The organism is Burkholderia sp. AU16482 (genome assembly GCF_002223285.1).
In the GTDB taxonomy this organism is placed as follows: Bacteria; Pseudomonadota; Gammaproteobacteria; order Burkholderiales; family Burkholderiaceae; genus Burkholderia; species Burkholderia semiarida.
Genome location: NZ_NKEY01000002.1, coordinates 187510 through 210706, shown reverse-complemented (window position 1 = coordinate 210706; position 23197 = coordinate 187510). Strand labels below are relative to the sequence as shown.

General features: G+C 66.6%; 23 protein-coding genes. 16 read left to right on the top strand and 7 right to left on the bottom strand.

Going from position 1 to position 23197, the window contains the following annotated elements; translation table 11 throughout:
- Nucleotides 1-515: 515 nt before the first annotated feature.
- On the bottom strand, nt 516-1292 hold the full coding sequence (locus tag CFB35_RS02310) for an enoyl-CoA hydratase (RefSeq protein ID WP_059576928.1): 777 nt from the start codon (nt 1290-1292) through the stop codon (nt 516-518).
- 129 nt (nt 1293-1421) lie between these two features.
- Here CFB35_RS02310 and paaN point away from each other — a divergent pair, with 129 nt between their 5' ends.
- From paaN to paaK, 5 genes are all read left to right on the top strand, one after another.
- The gene (gene paaN / locus CFB35_RS02305; protein ID WP_059576929.1) at nt 1422-3128 is read left to right on the top strand and encodes a phenylacetic acid degradation protein PaaN; all 1707 of its coding nucleotides are present in this window, start codon (nt 1422-1424) and stop codon (nt 3126-3128) included.
- An 87-nt stretch (nt 3129-3215) separates the two neighbouring features.
- Nucleotides 3216-4418, top strand: a complete 1203-nt coding sequence (gene pcaF / locus CFB35_RS02300; protein WP_059576932.1) for a 3-oxoadipyl-CoA thiolase — start codon at nt 3216-3218, stop codon at nt 4416-4418.
- A 45-nt stretch (nt 4419-4463) separates the two neighbouring features.
- Complete coding sequence (paaG, locus tag CFB35_RS02295) at nt 4464-5255, top strand: 2-(1,2-epoxy-1,2-dihydrophenyl)acetyl-CoA isomerase PaaG (protein WP_059576935.1); 792 nt, start codon at nt 4464-4466, stop codon at nt 5253-5255.
- 1 nt (nt 5256) lies between these two features.
- Nucleotides 5257-5709 carry a hydroxyphenylacetyl-CoA thioesterase PaaI gene (gene paaI, locus CFB35_RS02290; protein ID WP_059576938.1) on the top strand — a complete coding sequence of 151 codons (453 nt, stop codon included), beginning with the start codon at nt 5257-5259 and terminating at the stop codon, nt 5707-5709.
- 38 nt (nt 5710-5747) lie between these two features.
- Entirely contained in the window at nt 5748-7046 is a 1299-nt protein-coding gene (gene paaK, locus CFB35_RS02285) for a phenylacetate--CoA ligase PaaK (RefSeq protein WP_059576941.1), read from the top strand.
- Nucleotides 7047-7294: 248 nt separating this feature from the next.
- On the opposite strand, the gene CFB35_RS02280 is transcribed toward paaK, so the two are convergent.
- Complete coding sequence (locus CFB35_RS02280) at nt 7295-8419, bottom strand: murein transglycosylase A (protein WP_226094280.1); 1125 nt, start codon at nt 8417-8419, stop codon at nt 7295-7297.
- A 28-nt stretch (nt 8420-8447) separates the two neighbouring features.
- Between CFB35_RS02280 and CFB35_RS35240 the strand changes: the two genes are divergently transcribed.
- Nucleotides 8448-8591, top strand: coding sequence for a hypothetical protein (locus tag CFB35_RS35240; RefSeq protein ID WP_226094281.1), 144 nt, complete (start codon nt 8448-8450; stop codon nt 8589-8591).
- Between the two features lie 14 nt (nt 8592-8605).
- On the opposite strand, the gene apaG is transcribed toward CFB35_RS35240, so the two are convergent.
- The gene (gene apaG, locus CFB35_RS02275) at nt 8606-8980 is read right to left on the bottom strand and encodes a Co2+/Mg2+ efflux protein ApaG (protein WP_034187476.1); all 375 of its coding nucleotides are present in this window, start codon (nt 8978-8980) and stop codon (nt 8606-8608) included.
- Nucleotides 8981-9157: 177 nt separating this feature from the next.
- On the opposite strand from apaG, the gene rpe reads away from it, so the two are divergent.
- The 8 genes from rpe to CFB35_RS02235 all read left to right on the top strand — a co-directional run bounded on the left by rpe (nt 9158) and on the right by CFB35_RS02235 (nt 16505).
- Nucleotides 9158-9844 (top strand): ribulose-phosphate 3-epimerase, encoded by a 687-nt coding sequence (gene rpe / locus CFB35_RS02270; protein ID WP_059576943.1) that lies wholly within the window; start codon nt 9158-9160, stop codon nt 9842-9844.
- A gap of 4 nt (nt 9845-9848) precedes the next feature.
- The gene (locus CFB35_RS02265; RefSeq protein ID WP_059576948.1) at nt 9849-10613 is read left to right on the top strand and encodes a phosphoglycolate phosphatase; all 765 of its coding nucleotides are present in this window, start codon (nt 9849-9851) and stop codon (nt 10611-10613) included.
- A 357-nt stretch (nt 10614-10970) separates the two neighbouring features.
- On the top strand, nt 10971-12464 hold the full coding sequence (gene trpE, locus CFB35_RS02260) for an anthranilate synthase component I (RefSeq protein ID WP_089464515.1): 1494 nt from the start codon (nt 10971-10973) through the stop codon (nt 12462-12464).
- A 13-nt stretch (nt 12465-12477) separates the two neighbouring features.
- Complete coding sequence (locus CFB35_RS02255; protein ID WP_059640152.1) at nt 12478-13077, top strand: aminodeoxychorismate/anthranilate synthase component II; 600 nt, start codon at nt 12478-12480, stop codon at nt 13075-13077.
- 13 nt (nt 13078-13090) lie between these two features.
- Nucleotides 13091-14122 carry an anthranilate phosphoribosyltransferase gene (trpD, locus tag CFB35_RS02250; RefSeq protein ID WP_059577389.1) on the top strand — a complete coding sequence of 344 codons (1032 nt, stop codon included), beginning with the start codon at nt 13091-13093 and terminating at the stop codon, nt 14120-14122.
- Between the two features lie 28 nt (nt 14123-14150).
- Nucleotides 14151-14936: an indole-3-glycerol phosphate synthase TrpC gene (trpC, locus tag CFB35_RS02245; protein WP_054928329.1), complete on the top strand. Its 786-nt coding sequence runs from the start codon at nt 14151-14153 to the stop codon at nt 14934-14936.
- Nucleotides 14936-15562: a CYTH domain-containing protein gene (locus CFB35_RS02240; RefSeq protein ID WP_089464514.1), complete on the top strand. Its 627-nt coding sequence runs from the start codon at nt 14936-14938 to the stop codon at nt 15560-15562. The genes trpC and CFB35_RS02240 overlap by 1 nt, the downstream gene beginning before the upstream one ends.
- Nucleotides 15563-15575: 13 nt before the next feature.
- Nucleotides 15576-16505: a uracil-DNA glycosylase gene (locus CFB35_RS02235; RefSeq protein WP_089464513.1), complete on the top strand. Its 930-nt coding sequence runs from the start codon at nt 15576-15578 to the stop codon at nt 16503-16505.
- Between the two features lie 116 nt (nt 16506-16621).
- On the opposite strand, the gene CFB35_RS02230 is transcribed toward CFB35_RS02235, so the two are convergent.
- The 4 genes from CFB35_RS02230 to CFB35_RS02215 form a co-directional block, all read right to left on the bottom strand.
- A complete protein-coding gene (locus tag CFB35_RS02230; protein WP_089464512.1) occupies nt 16622-17218 on the bottom strand; it encodes an FMN-dependent NADH-azoreductase in 597 nt (198 codons plus the stop codon).
- A gap of 147 nt (nt 17219-17365) precedes the next feature.
- Nucleotides 17366-19165 carry a M61 family metallopeptidase gene (locus tag CFB35_RS02225; protein WP_059577052.1) on the bottom strand — a complete coding sequence of 600 codons (1800 nt, stop codon included), beginning with the start codon at nt 19163-19165 and terminating at the stop codon, nt 17366-17368.
- A 105-nt stretch (nt 19166-19270) separates the two neighbouring features.
- Complete coding sequence (locus CFB35_RS02220; RefSeq protein ID WP_059577055.1) at nt 19271-19999, bottom strand: DsbC family protein; 729 nt, start codon at nt 19997-19999, stop codon at nt 19271-19273.
- Nucleotides 20000-20089: 90 nt separating this feature from the next.
- Nucleotides 20090-21268: a UbiH/UbiF family hydroxylase gene (locus CFB35_RS02215; RefSeq protein ID WP_059577057.1), complete on the bottom strand. Its 1179-nt coding sequence runs from the start codon at nt 21266-21268 to the stop codon at nt 20090-20092.
- A 247-nt stretch (nt 21269-21515) separates the two neighbouring features.
- Between CFB35_RS02215 and ychF the strand changes: the two genes are divergently transcribed.
- Nucleotides 21516-22610: a redox-regulated ATPase YchF gene (ychF, locus tag CFB35_RS02210; protein ID WP_006482062.1), complete on the top strand. Its 1095-nt coding sequence runs from the start codon at nt 21516-21518 to the stop codon at nt 22608-22610.
- A gap of 107 nt (nt 22611-22717) precedes the next feature.
- The gene (locus tag CFB35_RS02205; RefSeq protein WP_059577060.1) at nt 22718-23143 is read left to right on the top strand and encodes a lysozyme inhibitor LprI family protein; all 426 of its coding nucleotides are present in this window, start codon (nt 22718-22720) and stop codon (nt 23141-23143) included.
- Nucleotides 23144-23197 lie beyond the last annotated feature (54 nt).

The following is a 23197-nucleotide window of genomic DNA, read 5'->3' as shown; positions in this document are numbered from 1 at the left end:
AATATGAATCACTTCATAAACCTGACTTACTTTAGTGTGAGACTCTTGATACTTTCGCTATCTGATCCGAGGATCAGCTCGCTTTCATCAAGCGCCCACACTTATCGGCTGTTAATTTTTAAAGAGCATGTCTGCGAGAAACTCCGCGTTTCCCAGCAGCGCTGCGTTTTCAGCAGCAGAGAAGCGAGATTATGAACCGTGTTTCGCAGCTCGTCAACAACTTTCTGAACGACTTCGTTGCGACTGCGGGGCCCATCTTCCTGCGCCGCCGAGGCTCGTTACCACCGAACCTCAACAGCACCGCTTCCCTTCCTCCCGCGCCGCGTTTCCGTTAGCGCGAAAGAGGCGTGATTCTAAGCACCCGCCCCCATCCAGGCAAGCTCTTTGTGAAGAAAGTTTGAAAAGGCCTCCGTGCGCTGTCGCGCACGGAGGCCTTTTTTGATGAACCGGACAAGGCGATCCCGCCCGCAACCGATACAGGCCAGCCATCGGACACCCGCCCCGACGCAGTCCGATCAGCGGTGCTTGAAAACAGGCTTCCGCTTCTCGACGAATGCCGCCATCCCTTCCTTCTGGTCTTCCGTTGCGAACAACGAGTGGAACAACCGGCGCTCGAAGTGGACGCCTTCAGCCAGCGTCGTCTCGTACGCGCGGTTCACCGACTCCTTGACCATCATGACCGCCGGCAGCGAGAACTCGGCGATCGTCGTCGCGGCGGCAATCGCCTCGTCGAGCAACTTGTCGGCCGGCAGCACGCGCGAGACGAGCCCGGCACGTTCGGCCTCGACGGCGTCCATGAACCGCGCGGTCAGGCACATGTCCATTGCCTTCGCCTTCGACACCGCGCGCGGCAGGCGCTGCGTGCCACCCGCCCCCGGCATGACGCCCAGCTTGATTTCCGGCTGGCCGAACTTGGCCGTGTCCGCCGCGAAGATGATGTCGCACATCATCGCGAGTTCGCAGCCGCCGCCCAGCGCAAAGCCCGAAACCGCAGCAATGATCGGTTTGCGGATCTCGCGGACCGCCTCCCAGTTGCGCGTGATGTAGTCACCCCGATAAACATCCATATAGGAGTAGGTTGCCATCATGCCGATGTCCGCGCCGGCCGCGAACGCCTTCTCGCTGCCCGTCACGACGATCGCGCCGATGTCGTCGTCCGCATCGAACGCCTTCAGCGCGGCACCCAACTCGTCCATCAATGCATCGTTCAGCGCATTCAGCGCCTTCGGGCGGTTGAGCGTCACCAGACCAACGCGCCCCCGGGTCTCCACCAGGATGTTTTCGTAAGCCATCTATTTCTCCTCGATCAATGAAATGAGAAACGCCTCGCACATGCGAATAGTTTGATGCTACCATTCTCCGACCAACCGGTCGGTTAATTAATCGATCCGATCCCTCTCAACGTTCATCAGGCCGCCGTCATGACCCATGCCCTGCTCACGAAGCACGAAGACACGCTGAAACACGCACTCGCCGCCATCGAGAGCCGCGGGTACTGGAGCCCGTTCGCCGAAATGCCGAGCCCCAAAGTGTACGGGGAAAGCGCAAGCGCAGACGGCGAGGCGGCGTTCAAGTCGCACCTCCACAAGACCTTCGTGCTTGACCAGCCCGCATCCGGTGAAACGGTCGGCGCCGAGCGCTCGCCATACGGCATCGCGCTGGGCATCCGGTATCCGAAATCCACGCCGGACGCACTGATCGCTGCCGCAGCCGCCGCTCAACGTACGTGGCGCGAAGCCGGCCCGAGCGCGTGGATCGGCGTTAGCCTCGAAATCCTTGCGCGCCTGAACCGCGCAAGCTTCGAAATTGCCTACAGCGTGATGCACACCACCGGGCAAGCCTTCATGATGGCGTTTCAGGCCGGCGGCCCGCACGCACAGGACCGCGCGCTCGAAGCCGTCGCCTATGCATGGGACGAACTGCGCCGCATTCCGGCCGATGCACACTGGGAAAAGCCGCAAGGCAAGAACCCTCCCCTTGCGATGCACAAGCGCTATACGATCGTGCCGCGCGGCACCGGCCTCGTGCTCGGCTGCTGCACGTTCCCGACCTGGAACGGCTACCCGGGCCTGTTCGCCGATCTGGCAACCGGTAATACCGTGATCGTCAAACCGCACCCTGGCGCGATCCTGCCGCTTGCCATCACGGTCCGAATCGCCCGCGACGTGCTGCGCGAAGCCGGATTCGATCCGAACGTCGTCACGCTCCTCGCGACCGAGCCCAACGACGGCGCCCTCGTCCAGGATCTCGCGCTGCGCCCCGAGATCAAGCTGATCGACTTCACCGGCAGCACGCAAAACGGCACGTGGCTCGAACACCATGCCCATCAGGCCCAGGTCTATACCGAGAAAGCGGGCGTCAACCAGATCGTGATCGACTCGACCGACGACCTCAAAGCCGCCGCGAAAAACATCGCGTTCTCGCTGGCGCTGTACTCCGGCCAGATGTGCACGGCCCCGCAGAATATCTACGTGCCGCGCGACGGCATCCGGACCGACGACGGCCATGCGAGCTTCGACGAAGTCGCGCAAGCAATCGCGGTTGCCGTGCAAAAACTCACTGGCGACCCGGCACGCTCGGTCGAACTGACCGGCGCAATCCAGAACGAAGGCGTGACCGCGCGCATCGACGACGCGCGCAAGCTCGGCCGCGTGCTTGCGGATAGCGTGGCTCTCCAGCATCCCGCCTTCCCCGATGCGCGTGTGCGCACGCCGCTCGTGCTGCAGCTCGACGTGGCCGACCGCGAAAAATTCACGCAGGAATGGTTCGGCCCGATCTCGTTCGTGATCGCGACCGACTCGACCGCGCAATCGCTCGATCTGGCCGGTGAAATCGCCGCCGAACACGGCGCGCTGACCCTTTCCGTCTACAGCACCGATGACGCAATCCTCGACGCCGCACACGACGCGGCGGTGCGTGGCGGCGTCGCGCTGTCGATCAACCTGACGGGCGGCGTATTCGTGAACCAGTCGGCCGCGTTCTCCGACTTCCACGGAACGGGCGCGAACCCGGCGGCCAACGCGGCGCTGGCCGACCCCGCGTTCGTCGCCAACCGGTTCCGCGTGGTGCAAAGCCGGGTCCATGTTGCCCCGAAGGCGGTACCTGCGGAAGCTGGCCAGACGGCATAGCCCTAATGGCCGACGTGCAAACGCCGCCATGTTCTCTACCATGAACGAATCCGCCACCCGGCGGGTTCGTCACTCATCGATACGCCCATGACAGACGCCTACATCTGCGACGCGATTCGCACCCCCATCGGCCGCTACGGCGGCGCACTGAAAGATGTTCGTGCCGACGACCTCGGCGCGGTGCCGCTCAAGGCGCTGATCGAGCGCAATCGCGACGTCGACTGGGCGGCGATCGACGATGTGATCTACGGTTGCGCGAATCAGGCCGGCGAGGACAACCGCAACGTCGCACGCATGTCGGCGCTGCTGGCGGGCCTGCCCACCGCCGTGCCCGGCGCGACGCTGAACCGGCTCTGCGGCTCCGGGATGGACGCGGTCGGCACGGCCGCGCGCGCGATCAAGGCGGGTGAAGCGCGCCTCATGATCGCAGGTGGCGTCGAGAGCATGACCCGCGCACCGTTCGTGATGGGCAAGGCCGCGAGCGCGTTCGCGCGCCAGGCCGACATCTTCGATACGACGATCGGCTGGCGCTTCGTCAATCCGCTGATGAAGCAGCTGTATGGCGTCGATTCGATGCCGGAGACGGCCGAGAACGTCGCGGTCGACTACCACATCAGCCGCGCCGATCAGGACCTCTTCGCGCTGCGCAGCCAGCAGAAGGCCGCACGGGCCCAGCAGGACGGCACGCTCGCTGAGGAAATCGTCGCGGTCACGATTCCACAGAAGAAAGGCGAGCCCGTCGTCGTGTCGCGCGACGAGCATCCGCGCGAAACATCCCTCGAAGCGCTCGCGAAGCTGAAGGGCGTGGTACGCCCCGACGGCTCCGTGACGGCCGGCAACGCATCGGGCGTCAACGACGGCGCCTGCGCGCTGCTGCTCGCCAATGCGCAGGCAGCCGACCAGTATGGCCTGCGTCGCCGCGCGCGCGTCGTCGGCATGGCGACCGCCGGCGTCGAGCCGCGCGTGATGGGCATCGGTCCCGCGCCGGCCACGCAGAAACTGCTGCACCAGCTCGGCATGCGTATCGACCAGTTCGACGTGATCGAACTGAACGAGGCGTTCGCGTCGCAAGGTCTCGCCGTGCTGCGCATGCTCGGCGTCGCCGACGACGATCCACGCGTGAACCCGAACGGCGGTGCGATCGCGCTCGGCCACCCGCTCGGCGCATCGGGCGCCCGGCTCGTCACCACGGCGCTCCATCAACTCGAGCGCACCGGCGGCCGCTTCGCGCTCTGTACGATGTGCATCGGCGTCGGCCAGGGCATCGCGCTCGCGATCGAACGCGTGTAACCGACGCGCCGCGCGCCTATAACGAAGTCATGACGGAGATACTGCATGTCCTATCAGGCGATCCAGCTGGATATCGATCAGGCCGCGCGCGTGGCCACGATCACGCTCAACCGCCCCGACAAGCTAAACAGCTTCACGCGGGCGATGCATCGCGAACTGCAGTCGGCGCTCGATGAAGTCGAGGCGGCCGGTGCACGCGCGCTGATTCTGACGGGTGCGGGGCGCGGCTTTTGCGCGGGCCAGGACCTGGCCGACCTCGACTTCACACCGGGCGCGTCCAGCGATCTGGGCACACTGATCGACGAGCATTTCAATCCGTTGATCCGCCGCCTGCAGCGTCTGCCGATTCCGGTGATCGCCGCCGTCAACGGTACGGCCGCCGGCGCCGGCGCGAATCTCGCACTGGCGTGCGATCTCGTGTTCGCCGCGCGCTCGAGCAGTTTCATTCAAGCCTTCGTCAAGATCGGGCTCGTACCCGATTCGGGCGGCACCTGGTTCCTGCCGCAACGCATCGGCATGGCTCGCGCGCTGGGGCTCGCGCTGACCGGCGACAAGCTCGGCGCGGAACAGGCCGAACAATGGGGCCTGATCTGGCGCGCAGTCGACGACGACGCACTCGTCGCGACGGCCCGCCAGCTCGCCACCCAACTCGCGCAGCAGCCGACGCTCGCCATCGCATCGATCAAGCAGTCGATGCGAGACGGCATCACGAACACGCTCGATCAGCAGCTCGATCTGGAACGCGACCTGCAGCGCAAGCTCGGCCAGTCGCATGACTACGCGGAAGGTGTGAAGGCCTTCATCGAGAAGCGTGCACCGCGCTTCGAGGGGCGCTGACATGACGAACGCGACCGCCACGCTCGACCCCGACTCGCTCGCCCGCGCCACCGCGCGGGCCATGTACGACGCCGATGCGTGCAGTCGCGCGTTCGGCATGGAAATCGCCGAAGTACGCGCCGGCTACGCCCGTCTGCAGATGCGCGTGCGGCCCGAATTCCTGAACGGTCACCAGACCTGCCACGGCGGGATCATCTTCACGCTCGCCGATTCGACGTTCGCGTTTGCATGCAACTCGTACAACGTGAATGCGGTCGCGGCCGGCTGCTCGATCGAATTCCTGCGCCCCGTGCACGGCGGCGACGTGCTGACGGCCGAGGCGGTCGAACAGGCGCGCGCCGGCCGCCACGGCATCTACGACATCCGCGTCACGAACCAGACAGGCGACACGGTTGCGATGTTTCGCGGCAAATCCGCCCAGATCAAGGGCACGGTCATCCCGGAAGACCGCTGACGTCGACGGCTCGCCCATAACAAACACTGGAGACATGCATGACTACCCCGCTACCGCTCGAGCCGATCGAGACCGCCTCGCGCGACGAGCTGACCGCGCTGCAGCTGGAACGCCTCAAGTGGTCGCTCCGGCATGCGTATGACAACTCGCCCGTCTATCGCCGCAAGTTCGACGAAGCGGGCGTGCATCCGGACGACCTGAAGACGCTCGCCGACCTGTCGCGCTTTCCGTTTACGACCAAGGGCGACCTGCGCGACAGCTATCCGTTCGGGATGTTCGCGGTGCCGCAAGACCAGATCTCGCGCATCCACGCGTCGTCCGGCACGACCGGCAAGCCGACGGTCGTCGGCTATACGGCCGCCGACATCGACACGTGGGCAAACCTCGTCGCCCGGTCGATCCGCGCCGCCGGTGCGCGCCGCGGCGACAAGGTGCACGTCAGCTACGGCTATGGGCTCTTCACGGGCGGGCTCGGCGCGCACTACGGCGCCGAGCGCGCAGGCCTCACCGTGATCCCGTTCGGCGGCGGCCAGACCGAAAAGCAGGTACAGCTGATCCAGGATTTCCGGCCCGACATCATCATGGTCACGCCGAGCTACATGCTGTCGATCGCCGACGAGATCGAGCGCCAGGGCCTCGATCCCGTCAAGAGTTCGCTGCGCATCGGCATCTTCGGCGCGGAGCCGTGGACCAACGACATGCGCGTCGCAATCGAACAGCGGATGGGCATCGACGCGGTCGACATCTACGGGCTGTCCGAAGTGATGGGCCCCGGCGTGGCGTCCGAATGCGTCGAGACCAAGGATGGTCCGACCATCTGGGAAGACCACTTCTATCCGGAAGTCATCGACCCGGAAACCGGCGAAGTGCTGCCCGATGGGGAGCTCGGCGAGCTCGTGTTCACGTCGTTGACGAAGGAAGCGCTGCCGATCATCCGCTACCGCACGCGCGATCTCACGCGCCTGTTGCCGGGCACCGCCCGGACGATGCGCCGGATGGAGAAGATCACCGGCCGGTCGGACGACATGATGATCGTGCGCGGCGTCAACGTGTTCCCGACGCAAATCGAGGAACAGTTGCTCAAGCAGCGCGCGCTCGCGCCGCACTATCAGATCGTGCTGACGAAGGAAGGCCCGCTCGACGTGCTGACGCTCAACGTCGAGCCGTGCCCGGAAACCGCGCCCGATACCGCGGCGATCCAGGCGGCCAAACAGGCGCTCGCGTACGACATCAAGTCGCTGATCGGCGTGACGGCCGTGATCAACGTGCTGCCGGTGAACGGCATCGAGCGCTCGGTCGGCAAGGCGCGCCGCGTCGTCGACAAACGCAAGGGCTAAAGTCGCGCGACGCACGTACGGCGCGCGGCGGCGAGCGCGTGCCTGCAAACGAAACAGCCCGGTCGGCCAACGCCGATCGGGCTGCTTTACTCCAAGCGTCGTTCGACGTGACACTCACCGGATCACGCGAACTGAAATCACGTGGTCACACCGGCGATCAGGCCGGCACGCGCCACGCGCAGGAGACGCACCGCGAATGCCGCGTCTCATGCGCGGGCCACCATCCGGGCAGCCCGCCCTGCCCCAAATCACGAATTCGGGAACAGCAGCCACATCCGGCCGACCTGCTTCATCCGGCCAGCCTGGTCACCGGCGTCGTCGCCGAGCCCCCAGAAATAGTCTGCCCGCACGCCGCCCTTGATCGCCGAGCCCGTATCCTGCGCGAACACGAGCCGGTTCATCGGCGTATTCGTCAGCGGACGCGTGGTCTGCAGGAACACCGGCGTGCCGAGCGGAATCGACGACGGATCGACCGCGATCGAGCGCTCCGGCGTCAGCGGCACGCCGAGCGCGCCGATCGGACCGTCCGCGCCGCCGTGCGGCGCATCCTCCTTGGTCGGCATGTCGCGGAAGAACACGAAGCGCGGATTCGTGTCGAGCAGCGCGTCGACGCGCGTGGGGTTCGCCTTCGCCCAGGCCTTGATGCCCTGCATCGTCGCCTGTGCGGGCGTCAGCTCGCCGCGATCGAGCAGCCACTTGCCGATCGAACGGTACGGCTGGTTGTTGGTACCGGCAAAGCCGACCCGCATCACCGAACCGTCGTCGAGCAGCACGCGCCCCGAGCCCTGCACCTGCAGGAAGAACGCCTCGATCGGATCGTCGACCCATACGAGTTCGTTGCCGTTCAGGATGCCGGCGCGCTCGAGCTGCGCGCGTGCGGGCAGCGCGGCGCCCGCGCGATAGCCGGCCGGCCAGCGATAGAGCGCGTACTGATACGGGCCGCGGCGCACGCGCGAACCGTGCAGCAGCGGCTCGTAATAGCCAGTCACGAGCCCGTCGAGCGTACCGTCGGTATTCGCGAACTGGAACGGCGTGAAATACGTTTCGAAGAAGGCGCGTGCGCTGCTGACGTCGAGTTCGTCTAGCCGGTCGGCGGCCGCGCAAGCGCGCGTCCAGGCCGGCTGGCGTGCGAGCCGCGCGCAGTTCTGCCGCAACGCGGCCGTCGCGCCGATCAGCGAATCGTCCTGCCAGCCCGGCACCTGCTGCCACGCGACCGGCGTGAGCCGCTTCGCGGCGACCTGCCCCGGCACGATCGCCGCGCCGGTCGGCGGCTTCAGCGCGGAGGTCCGCGTCGGCGCGCCGCCGCACGCGGCGAGCAGCGCCGCCGCCGCGGCTGCGGCCATCCACCCGGCCAGCCGGGGCCCAAACCACATACAATGTCCGTTCTTGATGGAAACCGCCATGTCAGATTTTCTCGACCAATATCCGATGCTCATCTTCGCGCTCGAAGCCTTCGTAGCGCTTGCCCTGCTGATCTTCATCGTCGTCTGGACGTCGTCGGGCAGAAAGAAGCCGGCCCGCCACAACGACCGCCAGCCGCGCTGACGCGCGCCGCACGCTCAATGCAGCGTGCGCGGCATGTGCAGGGCAAACTCGTCGACCGGCGCCTCAAAACGCTCGCCGTCCTCGGCCACGCAGAAGTACGCGCCGCGCATCGTCCCGACCGGCGTCGCGATCACGGCCCAGCTCGTGTATTCGAAATGCTCGCCCGGCTGCAGCAGCGGCTGGTGCCCGACGACGCCGAGCCCCTTCACTTCCTGCACGTGGTTCTCGCTGTCCGTGATGATCCAGTGACGGGCGATCAGCTGCGCCGCGACCTGTCCGGTGTTGCGGATCGTCAGCGTGTACGCGAATGCGTATTGACGGTGATCGGGGTCGGATTGTTCCGGCAAGTAGCTGGTTTTCACCGAAACGGTGAACTGATACTGACTCATGGTGTGTCCGCTGTAGGTAACCGCGCGCGCCGATTCGAGCGGCCGGGCCGCGGGCGCGCCGCATTGGTTCGGCATTCTATGCGCAATCGGGCGGCAACCGCACAGCCTGCCGCCGCGCACCGGGTCGCCGGACGGTAGAATGACGGTTTTGCGCCGCAACGTCCCCGCTCCCCTGCCATGACTCAATTCCGCATCGCTCCCAGCATCCTCTCGGCCGACTTTGCCCGGCTCGGCGAAGAAGTCCGCAACGTGGTCGCCGCCGGCGCCGACTGGATCCACTTCGACGTGATGGACAACCATTATGTGCCGAACCTCACGATCGGCCCGCTCGTCTGCGAGGCGATCCGCCCGCACGTGCAGGTGCCGATCGACGTGCACCTGATGGTGCGCCCGGTCGACCGGATCGTGCCCGATTTCGCGAAGGCCGGCGCGAACCTGATCAGTTTCCACCCGGAAGGCTCCGACCACATCGACCGCACGCTGTCGCTGATCCGCGACCACGGCTGCAAGGCCGGTCTCGTGTTCAATCCGGCCACGCCGCTGAACTACCTCGACCACGTGATGGACCGCCTCGACTTCGTGCTGCTGATGTCGGTGAACCCCGGCTTCGGCGGTCAGTCGTTCATTCCGGAAACGCTGAACAAGCTGCGCGAAGCGCGCGCGCGCCTCGACGCGTACACGGAGCGCACCGGCCGCGAGATTCTGCTCGAGGTCGACGGCGGCGTGAAGGCCGACAACATCGCGGAAATCGCGGCGGCCGGCGCCGACACGTTCGTCGCCGGTTCGGCGATCTTCGGCAAGCCCGACTACCGCAAGGTGATCGACGAGATGCGCGCGGCGCTCGCCACCGTCGAGCGGAGCTGACACCGTGGCCGACTCGTCGTTCGCCGGCCACGCGCCGGCCGGGGCCGCCACGGACGCGGCCCCGATCCGCTTTGCCGCACCGCGCATCGATGCCGCGCTGATCGACCTCGACGGCACGATGGTCGACACGGCCGACGATTTCACGGCCGGCCTGAACGGGATGCTCGCGCAGCTTGGCGCGCCGGCCACGTCGCGCGACGAAGTCATCGGCTACGTCGGCAAGGGCTCCGAACACCTGATCCAGAGCGTGCTGAAGCCGCGCTTGCCGGCCGACGAAGCGCACGCGCGCTTCGACGACGCACTGGCGATCTACCAGACCGAATACGCGAAGATCAACGGCCGCCACACGCGTCTCTATCCGGACGTGGCAGCCGGCCTCGACGCATTGCGCGCGGCCGGCATCCGGCTCGCGTGCGTGACGAACAAGCCGCACCGCTTCGCGGTCGAGCTGCTCGAACAATACGGGCTGGCCGGCTGCTTCGGCATCGTGCTGGGCGGCGACAGCGTCGCGCGCAAGAAGCCCGATCCGCTGCCGATGCTGACAGCCTGCGACGCGCTCGGCGTCGCGCCAGGCGCCGCGGTCGCGATCGGCGACTCGGAAAACGACGCGCTGGCAGGCCGCGCGGCCGGGATGGCGACGCTGACGGTGCCGTACGGCTACAACCACGGCAAAGCTATACAAACGATAAATTCGGATGGTATAGTCGATTCGTTGCTGGTCGCGGCTCGCGCAATTTCCGCGCACAATGCCGGCCGGCCAACCGTCTGATTATTTCTTCCATCCGCATGTTTCTGAATAAAAAACGGAGTCTGAGCAGCATCGACCGGGGAGCCTGGCCCTGGCGTCGCTGGTCGCGCTAACCTCTTCGATGAGGTACGCTGAAGCACGTCTTCAGCGCCGTTTTTTATCTCGCTGCGCATCCGCGCGCCGACCGTCGCACTACCTCGAGTTCCACCGCGTCCGAACGCTCGCGTTCAGGATCGGCCGCAGGCTCGCGACGTTCACGCCCGGAGTGCCGGCCGGCAACAGGCACTTCTCGATCGACCGCCCTTTCGCCGACGGCCACCCGCGCAGCGTCAAGTGATCCCTGGCGCACGCGCCGCTCGTCCCGAACAGGACCGGAACATGACCGAACTCGAATTCCAATCGCTCGCGAACGAAGGCTACAACCGCATCCCGCTGATCGCGGAAGCCCTTGCCGATCTCGAAACGCCGCTGTCCCTCTACCTGAAGCTGGCCCAGCCCGAACGCGCGGGCGCCAACTCGTTCCTGCTCGAATCGGTGGTCGGCGGCGAACGCTTCGGCCGCTACTCGTTCATCGGCCTGCCCGCCCGCACGCTCGTACGCACCCGCAACGGCGTGTCGGAGGTCGTGCGCGACGGCCAGGTCGTCGAGACGCACGACGGCGACCCGTTCCAGTTCATCGAATCGTTCCAGGCCCGCTTCAAGGTCGCGCAGCGCCCGGGCCTGCCGCGTTTCTGCGGCGGCCTCGCCGGTTACTTCGGCTACGACGCGGTGCGCTACATCGAGAAGAAGCTCGCGAACACCGCGCCGCGCGACGATCTCGGCCTGCCCGACATCCAGTTGCTGCTGACCGAGGAAGTCGCGGTGATCGACAACCTCGCCGGCAAGCTCTACCTGATCATCTACGCGGATCCTGGCCAGCCCGAAGCGTACGCGAAGGCGAAACAGCGCCTGCGCGAACTGAAGCAGCGCCTGCGCACGACCGTGCAGCCGCCCGTCACGTCGGCGAGCGTGCGCACCGAGACGTTCCGCGAATTCAAGAAGGACGACTATCTGGCCGCCGTGCGCCAGGCGAAGGAATACATCGCGGCCGGCGAGCTGATGCAGATCCAGGTCGGCCAGCGGCTGACGAAGCCGTACCGCGACAATCCGCTGTCGCTGTACCGCGCGCTGCGCTCGCTGAACCCGTCGCCGTACATGTATTACTACAACTTCGGCGATTCCCACGTGGTCGGCGCGTCGCCGGAAATCCTGGTGCGCCAGGAAAAGCGCGGCGACGACCAGATCGTCACGATCCGGCCGCTGGCCGGCACGCGCCCGCGCGGCAACACGCCCGAGCGGGACGCGGAACTCGCGACCGAGCTGCTCAACGATCCGAAGGAGATCGCCGAGCACGTGATGCTGATCGACCTCGCGCGCAACGACGTGGGCCGCATCGCGGAAATCGGCTCGGTGCAGGTGACCGACAAGATGGTGATCGAGAAGTACTCGCACGTCCAGCACATCGTCAGCTCGGTCGAGGGCAAGCTGAAACCCGGCATGACGAACTACGACGTGCTGCGCGCGACGTTCCCGGCCGGCACGCTGTCCGGCGCGCCGAAGGTGCGCGCGATGGAACTGATCGACGAGCTCGAGCCAGTCAAGCGCGGGCTGTACGGCGGTGCGGTCGGCTACCTGTCGTTCTCGGGCGAGATGGATCTCGCGATCGCGATCCGCACGGGCCTGATCCACAACGGCAACCTGTACGTGCAAGCGGCGGCCGGCGTCGTCGCGGATTCGGTGCCCGAATCCGAATGGCAAGAGACCGAGAACAAGGCGCGCGCGGTGCTGCGCGCGGCCGAACAGGTCCAGGACGGCCTCGATAGCGACTTCTGACCGGAGACTGACCATGCTGCTCATGATCGACAACTACGACTCGTTTACCTACAACCTGGTCCAGTACTTCGGCGAACTCGGCGAGGACGTGCGTACCTGCCGCAACGACGAAATCACGCTCGACGACATCGCGCGCCTGAACCCCGACACCATCTGCCTGTCGCCCGGCCCGAGCAATCCGCAGCACGCGGGCATCACGCTCGACGTGCTGCGCGAATTCGCGGGCAGGAAGCCGATCCTCGGCGTCTGCCTCGGCCACCAGGCGATCGGCGAAGCATTCGGCGGCCGCGTCGTGCGCGCGAAGACCATCATGCACGGCAAGGTGAGCCGGATCGAAACCGATTGCCGCGGCGTATTCGCCGATCTGCCGAAGCATTTCGACGTCACGCGCTATCACTCCCTCGCGATCGAGCGCGAATCGCTGCCCGACTGCCTCGAGGTGTCCGCGTGGACCGACGACGGCGAGATCATGGGCGTGCGCCACAAGACGCTACCGGTCGAAGGCGTGCAGTTCCACCCGGAATCGATTCTCTCGGAGCATGGCCACGCGCTGCTCGAGAATTTCCTGAAGCAGCATCGCGCAGCGGCGCATGCCGCCGCACCGACTGCTTGACGGGAGACGCACGATGACGATTACCCCGCAGGAAGCGCTGCAGCGCACGATCGAGCACCGCGAAATCTTCCACGACGAGATGCTGCACCTGATGCGGCTGATCATGCGCGGCGACATGTCGCCCGTGATGGCGGCCGCGATCATCACCGGGCTGCGCGTGAAGAAGGAGACGATCGGCGAGATCGCCGCCGCCGCGACCGTGATGCGCGAATTCGCGAACCACGTCGAGGTGCAGGACAACTCGAATTTCGTCGACATCGTCGGCACCGGCGGCGACGGCTCGCACACGTTCAACATCTCGACCGCGTCGATGTTCGTCACGGCGGCTGCGGGCGCGAAGGTCGCGAAGCACGGCAACCGCGGCGTGTCGAGCAAATCCGGCAGCGCCGACGTGCTCGAAGCGCTCGGCGTGAACATCGATCTGCAATCGGACCAGGTCGCCGCGTCGATCGCCGAAACCGGCATGGGCTTCATGTTCGCGCCGAACCATCATCCGGCGATGAAGAACATCGCGGCCGTGCGCCGCGAGCTCGGCGTGCGCACGATCTTCAACATCCTCGGCCCGCTGACCAATCCGGCCGGCGCGCCGAACCAGCTGATGGGCGTGTTTCACCCCGACCTCGTCGGCATCCAGGTGCGCGTGATGCAGCGCCTCGGCGCGCAGCACGTGCTCGTCGTGTACGGCAAGGACGGGATGGACGAGGTGTCGCTCGGCGCCGCGACGCTCGTCGGCGAGTTGCGCGACGGCAAGGTGCACGAGTACGAGATCCATCCGGAGGATTTCGGCCTGCAGATGGTGTCGAACCGCACGCTGAAGGTGGAAAATGCGGACGAATCGCGCACGATGCTGCTCGGCGCGCTGGACAACCAGCCGGGCGTCGCGCGCGAGATCGTCACGCTGAACGCGGGCACCGCGCTCTATGCGGCCAATATCGCCGAGTCGATCGCGGACGGCATCCAGCTCGCCCGCGAAGCGATCGCAAGCGGCAAGGCCCGCGCGAAAGTCGACGAACTCGTGCGCTTCACGCAGCAGTTCAAGCGCTGACCCTCTTACGAATCCAGCAGGAACCCACATGAGCGACATTCTCGACCGAATCATCGCCGTCAAGCGCGAAGAAATCGCGGCGGCCCTGCGCAGCACGCCGCTCGAGGCACTGAAACTCGAAGCATCCGCGCGCGACCTGCGCGACTTCGTCGGCGCGCTGCGCGCGAAGCACGCGGCCGGCAACGCTGCCGTGATCGCCGAAATCAAGAAGGCGAGCCCGTCGAAAGGCGTGCTGCGCGAGCATTTCGTGCCGGCCGACATCGCGCGCTCGTATGCGGCGCACGGCGCCGCGTGCCTGTCGGTGCTGACCGACGAGCAGTTCTTCCAGGGCGGCGTCCGCTACCTCGAGGAAGCGCGCGCGGCCTGCACGCTGCCGGTGCTGCGCAAGGACTTCATCGTCGACGCGTACCAGATCGTCGAAGCCCGCGCGATGGGCGCCGACGCGATCCTGCTGATCGCCGCCGCGCTCGACACGCCGCTGATGCAGGATCTCGAGGCCTATGCGCATTCGCTCGGCCTCGCGGTGCTCGTCGAAGTGCACGACCGCCACGAGATGGAACAGGCGCTGACGCTCAAGACGCCGCTGCTCGGCATCAACAACCGCAACCTGCGCACGTTCGAGACGTCGATCCAGACCACGCTCGACATGCTGGACATGATTCCGGCGGACCGCATCGTCGTGACCGAATCGGGCATCCTGTCGCGCACCGACGTCGACACGATGCGCGCGGCGAACGTGAACACGTTCCTCGTCGGCGAGGCGTTCATGCGCGCCGATCAGCCGGGCGAGGAACTCGCACGGATGTTCTTCTGATGGCGATCGAAAAGGAAATCAAGCTCGCGCTGCCGGCCGGCCAGGCCGATGCCGCGCGCCGCTTCTTCGAGACGCTGACCGGCGAACCCGGTCACGCGATCACGCTCGCGAACGTCTATTACGACACGCCCGACCTCGCGCTGGCGCGCTCGAAGAGCGCGGTGCGCGTGCGCCGCACGCCGGACGGCTGGCTGCAGACGTTCAAGACGGTCGGCAGCGCGGAAGGCGGCCTGCATAGCCGCCACGAATGGGAGCTGCCGGTCGCGGGCGACGCGCTCGAAATCGACGCGCTCGTCGCGGCCTGCGACGTGCCTGAAGCCGCCGCCGCGCTGAATGACGCGGCCGGCGCGCTGCATGCGCTGTTCCGCACGGATTTTTCGCGTACGCTGTGGCGCATCGCCATCGGCGGCGCGACGGTCGAGGCCGCGGTGGACCTCGGCGAGATCGTCGTCCAGGCGGAACACGAAACGCGCCGCGAACCGATCAGCGAAATCGAACTCGAACTGATCGACGGCCCGGAAACGGCGCTCGCGACGCTCGCCGCCGAATTGCAGCAGGCGCTGCCGGGCCTCGCCCCCGAAAACATCAGCAAGGCGCAGCGCGGCTACCGGCTGCGCGCGCAATAAACCCGCATCACGCATGGCAACCCGCAAGACTTCCCGCGCGCCGCAACAGGCGTCGCTGTTCGACGATCCCGTGCCGGAAACGGCACCGGACGATATTCCGTCCCCGGCTTCCGAGCCGCCTGCCGCTCGGCGCAAAGCAGCGAAGAAAACCGCAGCACCCGCACCCGCGCCCATGCCCGAGCCGGCCTCGGCCGCCGCGGCGCCGCGACCCGCCGCCGCCGACGTACCGCATCTCGCCGCGCAATTCGACGCGCTGCCGGCTGTCTGGCGCGACGTGCTGAAACCGTTCACCGACAGCGACGCGTACGCGCCGCTGTGCCGCTTCGTCGATGAGGAGCGTGCGGCCGGCAAGACGGTCTACCCGACCGACGTGTTCCGCGCGCTGCGCCTGACGAGCCCGGACGACGTGAAGGTCGTGATCCTCGGCCAGGATCCGTACCACGGCGACGATCGCGGCACGCCGCAGGCGCACGGCCTCGCGTTCTCGGTGCCGCCGGCCGTCCGCACGCCGCCGTCGCTGCGCAACATCTTCAAGGAAATCGCCGCGAACTTCGGTCACGACACGCCGCGGCACGGCTGCCTCGACACGTGGGCACGCCAGGGCGTGCTGCTGCTCAACACCGTGCTGACAGTCGAGCGCGGCGCGGCCGCGAGCCATGCTAAGCGCGGCTGGGAGCAATGCACGGACACGCTGATCCGCGAGCTCGCCGGCCGTCATCGCGGGCTCGTGTTCATGCTGTGGGGCGCGCACGCGCAGGCCAAGCGCGCACTGTTCGACGCGAACGCGCATTGCGTACTCGAGGCGCCGCATCCGTCGCCGCTGTCCGCGCATCGCGGCTTCCTCGGCTGCCGCCATTTCGCGCTCGCGAACGACTATCTGGTCGAAGCAGGCCGCGAACCGATCGACTGGCGCCTGCCGGACGTGGCCGAAACGCTCGCGTAACGGCCCAGGCGGCGGGTTCGCCGGCCCGAATGCAACAACGCCGCGCCCCTTTCGGGGCGCGGCGTTTTTTATCGGGTGACGCAGCCGGTGCGTCGCACCCGCGTCGACCTCACGCGTTACGCGGCGGCGATCGCCTCGCGCGCGCTGGCGAGCGCGGCGCTTTGCGCATCCGGGCCGAGGTTCAGGCCTTCCGCGAAGATGAAGCTCACGTCGGTCAGGCCGATGAAGCCGAGGAACGTGCGCAGGTACGGCGTCTGGCTGTCGTTCGGCGTGCCGGCGTACTTGCCGCCGCGGGCCGTCACCATGTGAACCTTCTTGCCCTTGATCAGGCCTTCCGGACCGTTCTCGGTGTAGCGGAACGTGACGCCCGCGCGGGCGATCCAGTCGAAATACGTCTTCAATTGCGACGAGATGCCGAAGTTGTACATCGGTGCGCCGATCACGATGATGTCGGCAGCCTGCAACTCGGCGATCAGCGCATCGCTCTTCGCGACGATCGCATTCTGTTCCGCGGTGCGCTTGTCGGCCGGCGTGAAGAATGCGCCGAGCACCGATTCGTCGAGGTGCGGCAGCGCGTCGGCCAGCAGATCGCGAACCACGACGTTCGCGCCGGGGTTCGATTGTTGCAGCTTTGCCGTCAGTTCGTTGGCCAGCAGCGTGGATTGCGCGCCTTGCGAACGCGCAGCGGAATTGATTTGCAGAATGGTCGTCATGTCAGGCTCCGGTAGGGTTGCGCTTCGGTAGCGCGAGTGACGCCATTGTGCGTGGCCGCATGACCGCGAAAAAGCGGGCCCAGGGCGACGGATTGTTGCAGCAGCAGAACAATCCTTGATCGCGCCCCGATACCCGCTTTCGGACGATTACCCCTTCAGCCAGGCTTCGCGGGCCTTCGTGGCCGCAGCCGGCTTCGCGGCCGCCGTCAGCCGGTAGCGCGTGACGTCCGGGCCGTCGAGCTTCAGTTTCGCGGTGCGCAGCTCGTCGCGGCGAAACGCGTGAACCTCGACCTTGTCGCCCGGCCGGTAGCGCGCGAGCAGCGCATCGAGGTTCGTGCCCGTCACGCGCAGCCCGTCGACCGCGATCAGCGTGTCGCCGGCCGACAACCCCGCGCGATGCGCGGCGCCGCCTTCGTAGACCGCCGCGAGCGTGCAGTCCGCGCCGCCGCGCAAACGCGCGCCGATCGTCGGCTTCGCGGCCGCGCCGGTCGCGACGTCGGGCGCCAGCGTTACGCCGAACGGCGCAAGCAGTTCGGCAAGCGGCAGATCGCGCGTGCCGTGCACGGCGTCGGCGAACAGGCGGCCGAGCGCGACGCCCGTCGCTTCCTCGATCAGCACCTCGACTTCGTTTTCCTCGACGCCCGCCTGCTTGCCGCGATAGAAATCGCGGCCGTAGCGTTGCCACAGCAGGCGCATCACGTCGTCGAGCGACTTCCGGTTGCGCGTCCGCGCACGGATCGCGAGATCGAATGCCAGCGCAACGAGCGAGCCCTTCGTGTAATAGCTGACGATCGCGTTGGTCGCGTTCTCGTCCTGGCGGTAGTACTTGATCCACGCGTCGAACGAGCTTTCCGCGACGCTCTGCTTGAGCCGGCCCGTGCCGCGCAGCACGCCGCCGATGGTGCGGCCCAGCGCCGCGAAATATTCGTCCTGCGACATCAGCCCGCTGCGGACCAGCATCAGGTCGTCGTAATACGACGTGAAGCCCTCGAACAGCCACAACAGCGACGTGTAGTTCTCGCGCGTGAGGTCGTACGGCACGAACGCCGCCGGCTTGATGCGCTTCACGTTCCACGTGTGGAAATACTCGTGGCTGCAAAGCCCGAGATACGTGCGATAGCCTTCCGTCGTTTCGGGGCGCCCTTTCACCGGCAGGTCGGTCCGGTTGCAGATCAGCGCGGTCGACGCGCGATGCTCGAGGCCGCCGTAGCCGTCGCTGACTGCAAGCGTCATGAACACGTAGCGGTCCATCGGCGCCTTCTTCGATTTCGGCTCGAACAGCGCGATCTGCGCTTCGCACACGCGCTTCAGATCGGTACGCAGCCGCTCCAGGTCGAGCTGGGTCACGCGTCCGGCGATCACGATGTCATGCGGCACGCAGTGCGCGTCGAACGTCGCGAGCGCGAATTCGCCGATCGTCACCGGATGGTCGGACAGTTCGTCGTAGTTCGCCGCGCGATACGCGCCGAAACCGTAGCGCTTCGTGCCGCGCGCCTCGGGCAGCGCGGTGCCGACACGCCATGTGCGGAACGCCGCGCCGGCCGGTTTCGCGATGTCGACTTCGCAGGGCGCCTCCTCGCGGCCCGCGACGCTCAGGAACACGGCCGTCGCGTTGAAGAAGCCGCCCGATTCGTCGAGATACGCGGAGCGCACCGACAGGTCCCACGCATACACGTCGTAACGCAGCGTCAGCGTGCCGGTGACGGGCGCGGCCTGCCACGTATGCTTGTCGGTCTTCGCGATGCGCACCTTGCGGCCCGCGTCGTTGAACGCGCCGAGCGTCACGATGTTGCGCGCGAACTCGCGCACGAGATAGCTGCCCGGAATCCATACCGGCAGCGAGAAACGCTGGCCTTCGGGATCGGGATCGGCAACCGTCACCGTCACTTCGAACAGGTGCGCGGCAAGATCTTTCGGGACAATCGAATAGCGGATCGGCTGGGTCATCGTGGCAATCGGTCGGTCGAATACGGCGGCGAAAACGAAGAGAGGCGCCGGCAGATCGTGCGGGCGCCCCTCGCTGGCCGGGCCATGCGCCCGGCGTGCAGTCGGTTACTTGCTCGAGGCGAGCGCCTGGTTGAGCTGGTCGGCCGATACCGCGCCCGGCAGGCGGCGGCCGTCCGGCAGGAAGATCGTCGGCGTGCCCGTGACGTTCATCCCGCGGCCCAGCGCGAGGTTCTTGTCGAGCGCGCTGGTATCGCAGGTACCGGGGCCGGACGGCGCGCGGTGGTCGAGCATCCAGCTCGCCCACGTCTTCGCACGGTCGGTCGCGCACCAGATAGCCTTCGACTTCGCGGTCGAATCCGGCGACAGCACCGGGTACAGGAACGTGTAGACGGTCACGTTGTCGACCGACTGCAGCGTCGTCTCGAGCTTCTTGCAGTACGGGCAGTTCGGATCGGAGAACACCGCGATCTTGCGGGCGCCGTTGCCCTTGACGACCTTGATCGCATTCGCGAACGGCAGGCTCGCGAAATCGATCTTGTTGATTTCGGACAGGCGGGCGTCGGTCAGGTTCTTGTGCGTCTTGGCGTCGACGAGATCGCCGAGCAGCACGTAGTCACCCGCCGCGTCGCTATAGATGATCTGCGAGCCGAGGTTCACTTCGTAAAGCCCTGCAACCGGCGATTTCGACACGCTCTTGATCGGCGCGTCGTTGCCGAGACGGGCTTGCAGCGTGGCCTTCAGCTTGTCGGTGGTCTGGTCGGCCTGCGCGGTGCAGCCCAGCGTCGCCATCGCGACGGCCAGCGCCAGCGATGCGATGCGGATCGTTTTTTTCATCGAAATCTTCCTTCAGCTCAATCGGAGTGCTCGGCACAGTGTACGCCGTTATGGAACCGTCTCCGACCCGTGCAGCGGCAGAAGGTTCGATCAGCCGAGCGCGGCCGACACGAGCCAGCGCTTGACGAGCGGCTGCGCGCCGACGAACGCCATGCCCGCATTGCGCACCGCCTTCGCGAGCGAGCCGGGCACCGCGAACAGCCGCTGCAGGCCGTCGGTGGCGACCATCAGCGCGCGGATGTCCTCGCGGCGCGAACGCTCGTAGCGGCGCAGCAGCACCGTATCGCCGAGATTCCGGAAGCTTTCCTTGCCCGCGATCGCGTCGGCGAGCGCGGCGACGTCGCGCAGGCCGAGGTTCATCCCCTGCCCCGCGAGCGGGTGGATCAGGTGCGCGGCATCGCCGACCAGCGCGACGCGCGGCGCGATCAGCTTGTCGACCGTCTGCAGCGCCAGCGGGAAGCCGGCGGCCGGCGTCACGCATTCGAGCGTGCCGAGCTGGCCGTGCGACACGCGCTCGACCTCGGCCGCGAGCTGCGCCGGATCGAGCGCCAGCAATTCATCCGCATGCGCGGTGTGCGCGGACCACACGAGCGACACGTGGCCGTCCGGCAGCGGCAGCAGCGCGACGATCTCGCCTTCGTGGAACCACTGCCAAGCCGTCTCGCGGTGCGGCCACGACGCCTTGAAGTTCGCGACGACGCCCGTCTGCCGGTAGTCGCGCCGCTCCACCCTGGCCCCCATTTGGGAGCGCACCCACGAATGCGCGCCGTCGGCGCCGACGACGAGATCGGCCTCGAGCACCTGCCCCGACGACAGCGTGAGCACGGCCGCGTCGTCGCGCACGTCGAAACCCTGCGCGCGCGCCTCGAACCACGTGAGGTTCGGCTGGAACCGCAGCGCGGCGTCGAGCGACGCCTCGACCAGCGACGACTCGGCGATCCATGCGAGCTGCGGCACGGACGCCTGGTAGGCGGAGAAATGCAGCTCGGCATGCGCGTCGCCATACACGCGCATGTCGTAGACCGGCGCGAGCCGGCCGTGGTCGAGCGCCTGCCACACCCGCAGCCGCTCGAGCAACGCCTGTGAACTGGACGACAGCGCGTAGACGCGCGTGTCGAACGCGAGATCGGCGGGGCGCGGCGTGGCCGGCTGGGCGAGCAAGGCTGTCTTGTAGCCGGACTGGGTCAGCGCGAGCGCGGCCGTCTTGCCGACGAGCCCGCCGCCGACCACGGCGACGTCGAAGGTGTGGTGGGCAGTCATGGCGGGCATTATAGCCGCGGGGCCAAACCCTTACGCGGCCGGACTTTGCGGGAAATCAGCAGAATCGCAGGCGCGGTGCGCGGGCGCGGCGGCGCGCCGCATCGGCCGTTCGGCGCCAGCCCGGAATCCGGGGCGCCGGCACGGTACAATAGCGTCTTTGACCGTCGGCCCGCCGCGCTCCACGCGCCGGCCGCCCTTTTTTCCCGCGCCGCCGTGCCCTGTCCGGCCGCGCCGCCTCACCCGTCCGAAGGATTCCATGAGTCTCAAATGCGGCATCGTCGGCTTGCCCAACGTCGGCAAGTCCACCCTGTTCAACGCGCTGACCAAGGCCGGCATCGCCGCCGAGAACTACCCGTTCTGCACGATCGAGCCGAACGTCGGCATCGTCGAAGTGCCGGATACGCGCCTGAAGGCGCTCTCCGAAATCGTCAAGCCGGAGCGTGTCGTGCCGGCCGTCGTCGAGTTCGTCGACATCGCGGGCCTCGTCGCGGGCGCGAGCAAGGGTGAAGGCCTCGGCAACCAGTTCCTCGCGAACATCCGCGAAACCGACGCGATCACGCACGTCGTGCGCTGCTTCGAGGACGAGAACGTCATTCACGTCGCCGGCAAGGTCAGCCCGATCGACGACATCGAAGTGATCAACACCGAACTCGCGCTCGCCGACCTCGGCACCATCGAGAAGGCGCTCACGCGTTATTCGAAGGCGGCGAAGTCGGGCAACGACAAGGAAGCGGCGAAGCTCGTCGCGGTGCTCGAGAAGGTGCGCGCGCAACTCGACCAGGGCAAGGCCGTGCGCGGCCTCGCGCTGTCGGACGACGAACAGGCGCTGATCAAGCCGTTCTGCCTGATCACCGCGAAGCCGGCGATGTATGTCGCGAACGTGAAGGACGACGGCTTCGAGAACAATCCGCACCTCGAGGCGGTGCGCAAGTACGCGGAAAGCGAAAATGCGCCGGTGGTCGCCGTGTGCGCGGCGATCGAGGCGGAAATCGCCGATCTCGACGACGCGGACAAGGAGGCATTCCTCGCCGACATGGGCATGGAAGAGCCGGGCCTCGACCGTGTGATCCGCGCGGGCTTCAAGCTGCTCGGCCTGCAGACCTACTTCACGGCGGGCGTGAAGGAAGTGCGCGCGTGGACGATCCACATCGGCGATACCGCTCCGCAGGCGGCCGGCGTGATCCACACCGACTTCGAGCGCGGCTTCATCCGCGCGCAGACGATCGCGTTCGACGACTTCGTCACGTACAAGGGCGAGCAAGGCGCGAAGGAAGCCGGCAAGATGCGCGCGGAAGGGAAGGAATATGTCGTGCACGACGGGGATGTGATGAACTTCCTGTTCAACGTTTGAGCGAATCTCCCAGGCGTAAGGCAATTCACGGAAAACCCCTTGCGGCCATAGTGCCGCAAGGGGTTTTCCGCTTAATGCTCCCAGCATCATTCCGCTAGCAGGCCACGATGACGAAGCACTGCCTATGGCTGTTCATGGCGGTTTCGGCTGCCGCACTCGCCGACCCGACACCGGCCGACGAGATATCCGCGCGCAGCGGTTTGCCGGCCAGTGAAGTCACCGCGCTGTTGAACCACTGCGACTCGAGCCAAACCGGCATGAATTTCTGCGCCTGGCGCGATCAGATCGTTGCCGAACGCGAATTGCAGCACGTTATCGACGAAGAGGTCCGCGCGCACCCGGAGCGCAAAACGTCGCTCGAGGCGCGGATCTCAAAATGGAAGAAGGCGCGAGACGCCTCATGCGAAAGGTCCGCACGCAAGGAATGGGGTGGAGGATCCATGCTTCCTGCGGCGGTAGCGATCTGTGCGACGGCATCGACGAAGAAGATGACGAAGACACTGTCCTCGACGCGGGATCAGGCCCCATCCTGATGTAAAGATGCGAACACACGCGAACGTGGTCGCTACTGCGCACCGGCACAGCAG

What these genes read in the sequence shown, in the direction of transcription:
- CFB35_RS02310 (WP_059576928.1), bottom strand. Translation starts at nt 1,292, where the DNA reads ATGGCTTACGAAAACATCCTGGTGGAGACCCGGGGGCGCGTTGGTCTG.
- CFB35_RS02235 (WP_089464513.1), top strand. Translation starts at nt 15,576, where the DNA reads ATGGCAACCCGCAAGACTTCCCGCGCGCCGCAACAGGCGTCGCTGTTC.
- CFB35_RS02280 (WP_226094280.1), bottom strand. Translation starts at nt 8,419, where the DNA reads ATGTGGTTTGGGCCCCGGCTGGCCGGGTGGATGGCCGCAGCCGCGGCG.
- trpD (WP_059577389.1), top strand. Translation starts at nt 13,091, where the DNA reads ATGACGATTACCCCGCAGGAAGCGCTGCAGCGCACGATCGAGCACCGC.
- CFB35_RS02255 (WP_059640152.1), top strand. Translation starts at nt 12,478, where the DNA reads ATGCTGCTCATGATCGACAACTACGACTCGTTTACCTACAACCTGGTC.
- trpE (WP_089464515.1), top strand. Translation starts at nt 10,971, where the DNA reads ATGACCGAACTCGAATTCCAATCGCTCGCGAACGAAGGCTACAACCGC.
- apaG (WP_034187476.1), bottom strand. Translation starts at nt 8,980, where the DNA reads ATGAGTCAGTATCAGTTCACCGTTTCGGTGAAAACCAGCTACTTGCCG.
- paaI (WP_059576938.1), top strand. Translation starts at nt 5,257, where the DNA reads ATGACGAACGCGACCGCCACGCTCGACCCCGACTCGCTCGCCCGCGCC.
- pcaF (WP_059576932.1), top strand. Translation starts at nt 3,216, where the DNA reads ATGACAGACGCCTACATCTGCGACGCGATTCGCACCCCCATCGGCCGC.
- CFB35_RS02215 (WP_059577057.1), bottom strand. Translation starts at nt 21,268, where the DNA reads ATGCCCGCCATGACTGCCCACCACACCTTCGACGTCGCCGTGGTCGGC.
- paaN (WP_059576929.1), top strand. Translation starts at nt 1,422, where the DNA reads ATGACCCATGCCCTGCTCACGAAGCACGAAGACACGCTGAAACACGCA.
- trpC (WP_054928329.1), top strand. Translation starts at nt 14,151, where the DNA reads ATGAGCGACATTCTCGACCGAATCATCGCCGTCAAGCGCGAAGAAATC.
- paaG (WP_059576935.1), top strand. Translation starts at nt 4,464, where the DNA reads ATGTCCTATCAGGCGATCCAGCTGGATATCGATCAGGCCGCGCGCGTG.
- CFB35_RS02230 (WP_089464512.1), bottom strand. Translation starts at nt 17,218, where the DNA reads ATGACGACCATTCTGCAAATCAATTCCGCTGCGCGTTCGCAAGGCGCG.
- CFB35_RS02220 (WP_059577055.1), bottom strand. Translation starts at nt 19,999, where the DNA reads ATGAAAAAAACGATCCGCATCGCATCGCTGGCGCTGGCCGTCGCGATG.
- CFB35_RS35240 (WP_226094281.1), top strand. Translation starts at nt 8,448, where the DNA reads ATGTCAGATTTTCTCGACCAATATCCGATGCTCATCTTCGCGCTCGAA.
- CFB35_RS02205 (WP_059577060.1), top strand. Translation starts at nt 22,718, where the DNA reads ATGACGAAGCACTGCCTATGGCTGTTCATGGCGGTTTCGGCTGCCGCA.
- CFB35_RS02240 (WP_089464514.1), top strand. Translation starts at nt 14,936, where the DNA reads ATGGCGATCGAAAAGGAAATCAAGCTCGCGCTGCCGGCCGGCCAGGCC.
- paaK (WP_059576941.1), top strand. Translation starts at nt 5,748, where the DNA reads ATGACTACCCCGCTACCGCTCGAGCCGATCGAGACCGCCTCGCGCGAC.
- rpe (WP_059576943.1), top strand. Translation starts at nt 9,158, where the DNA reads ATGACTCAATTCCGCATCGCTCCCAGCATCCTCTCGGCCGACTTTGCC.
- CFB35_RS02225 (WP_059577052.1), bottom strand. Translation starts at nt 19,165, where the DNA reads ATGACCCAGCCGATCCGCTATTCGATTGTCCCGAAAGATCTTGCCGCG.
- ychF (WP_006482062.1), top strand. Translation starts at nt 21,516, where the DNA reads ATGAGTCTCAAATGCGGCATCGTCGGCTTGCCCAACGTCGGCAAGTCC.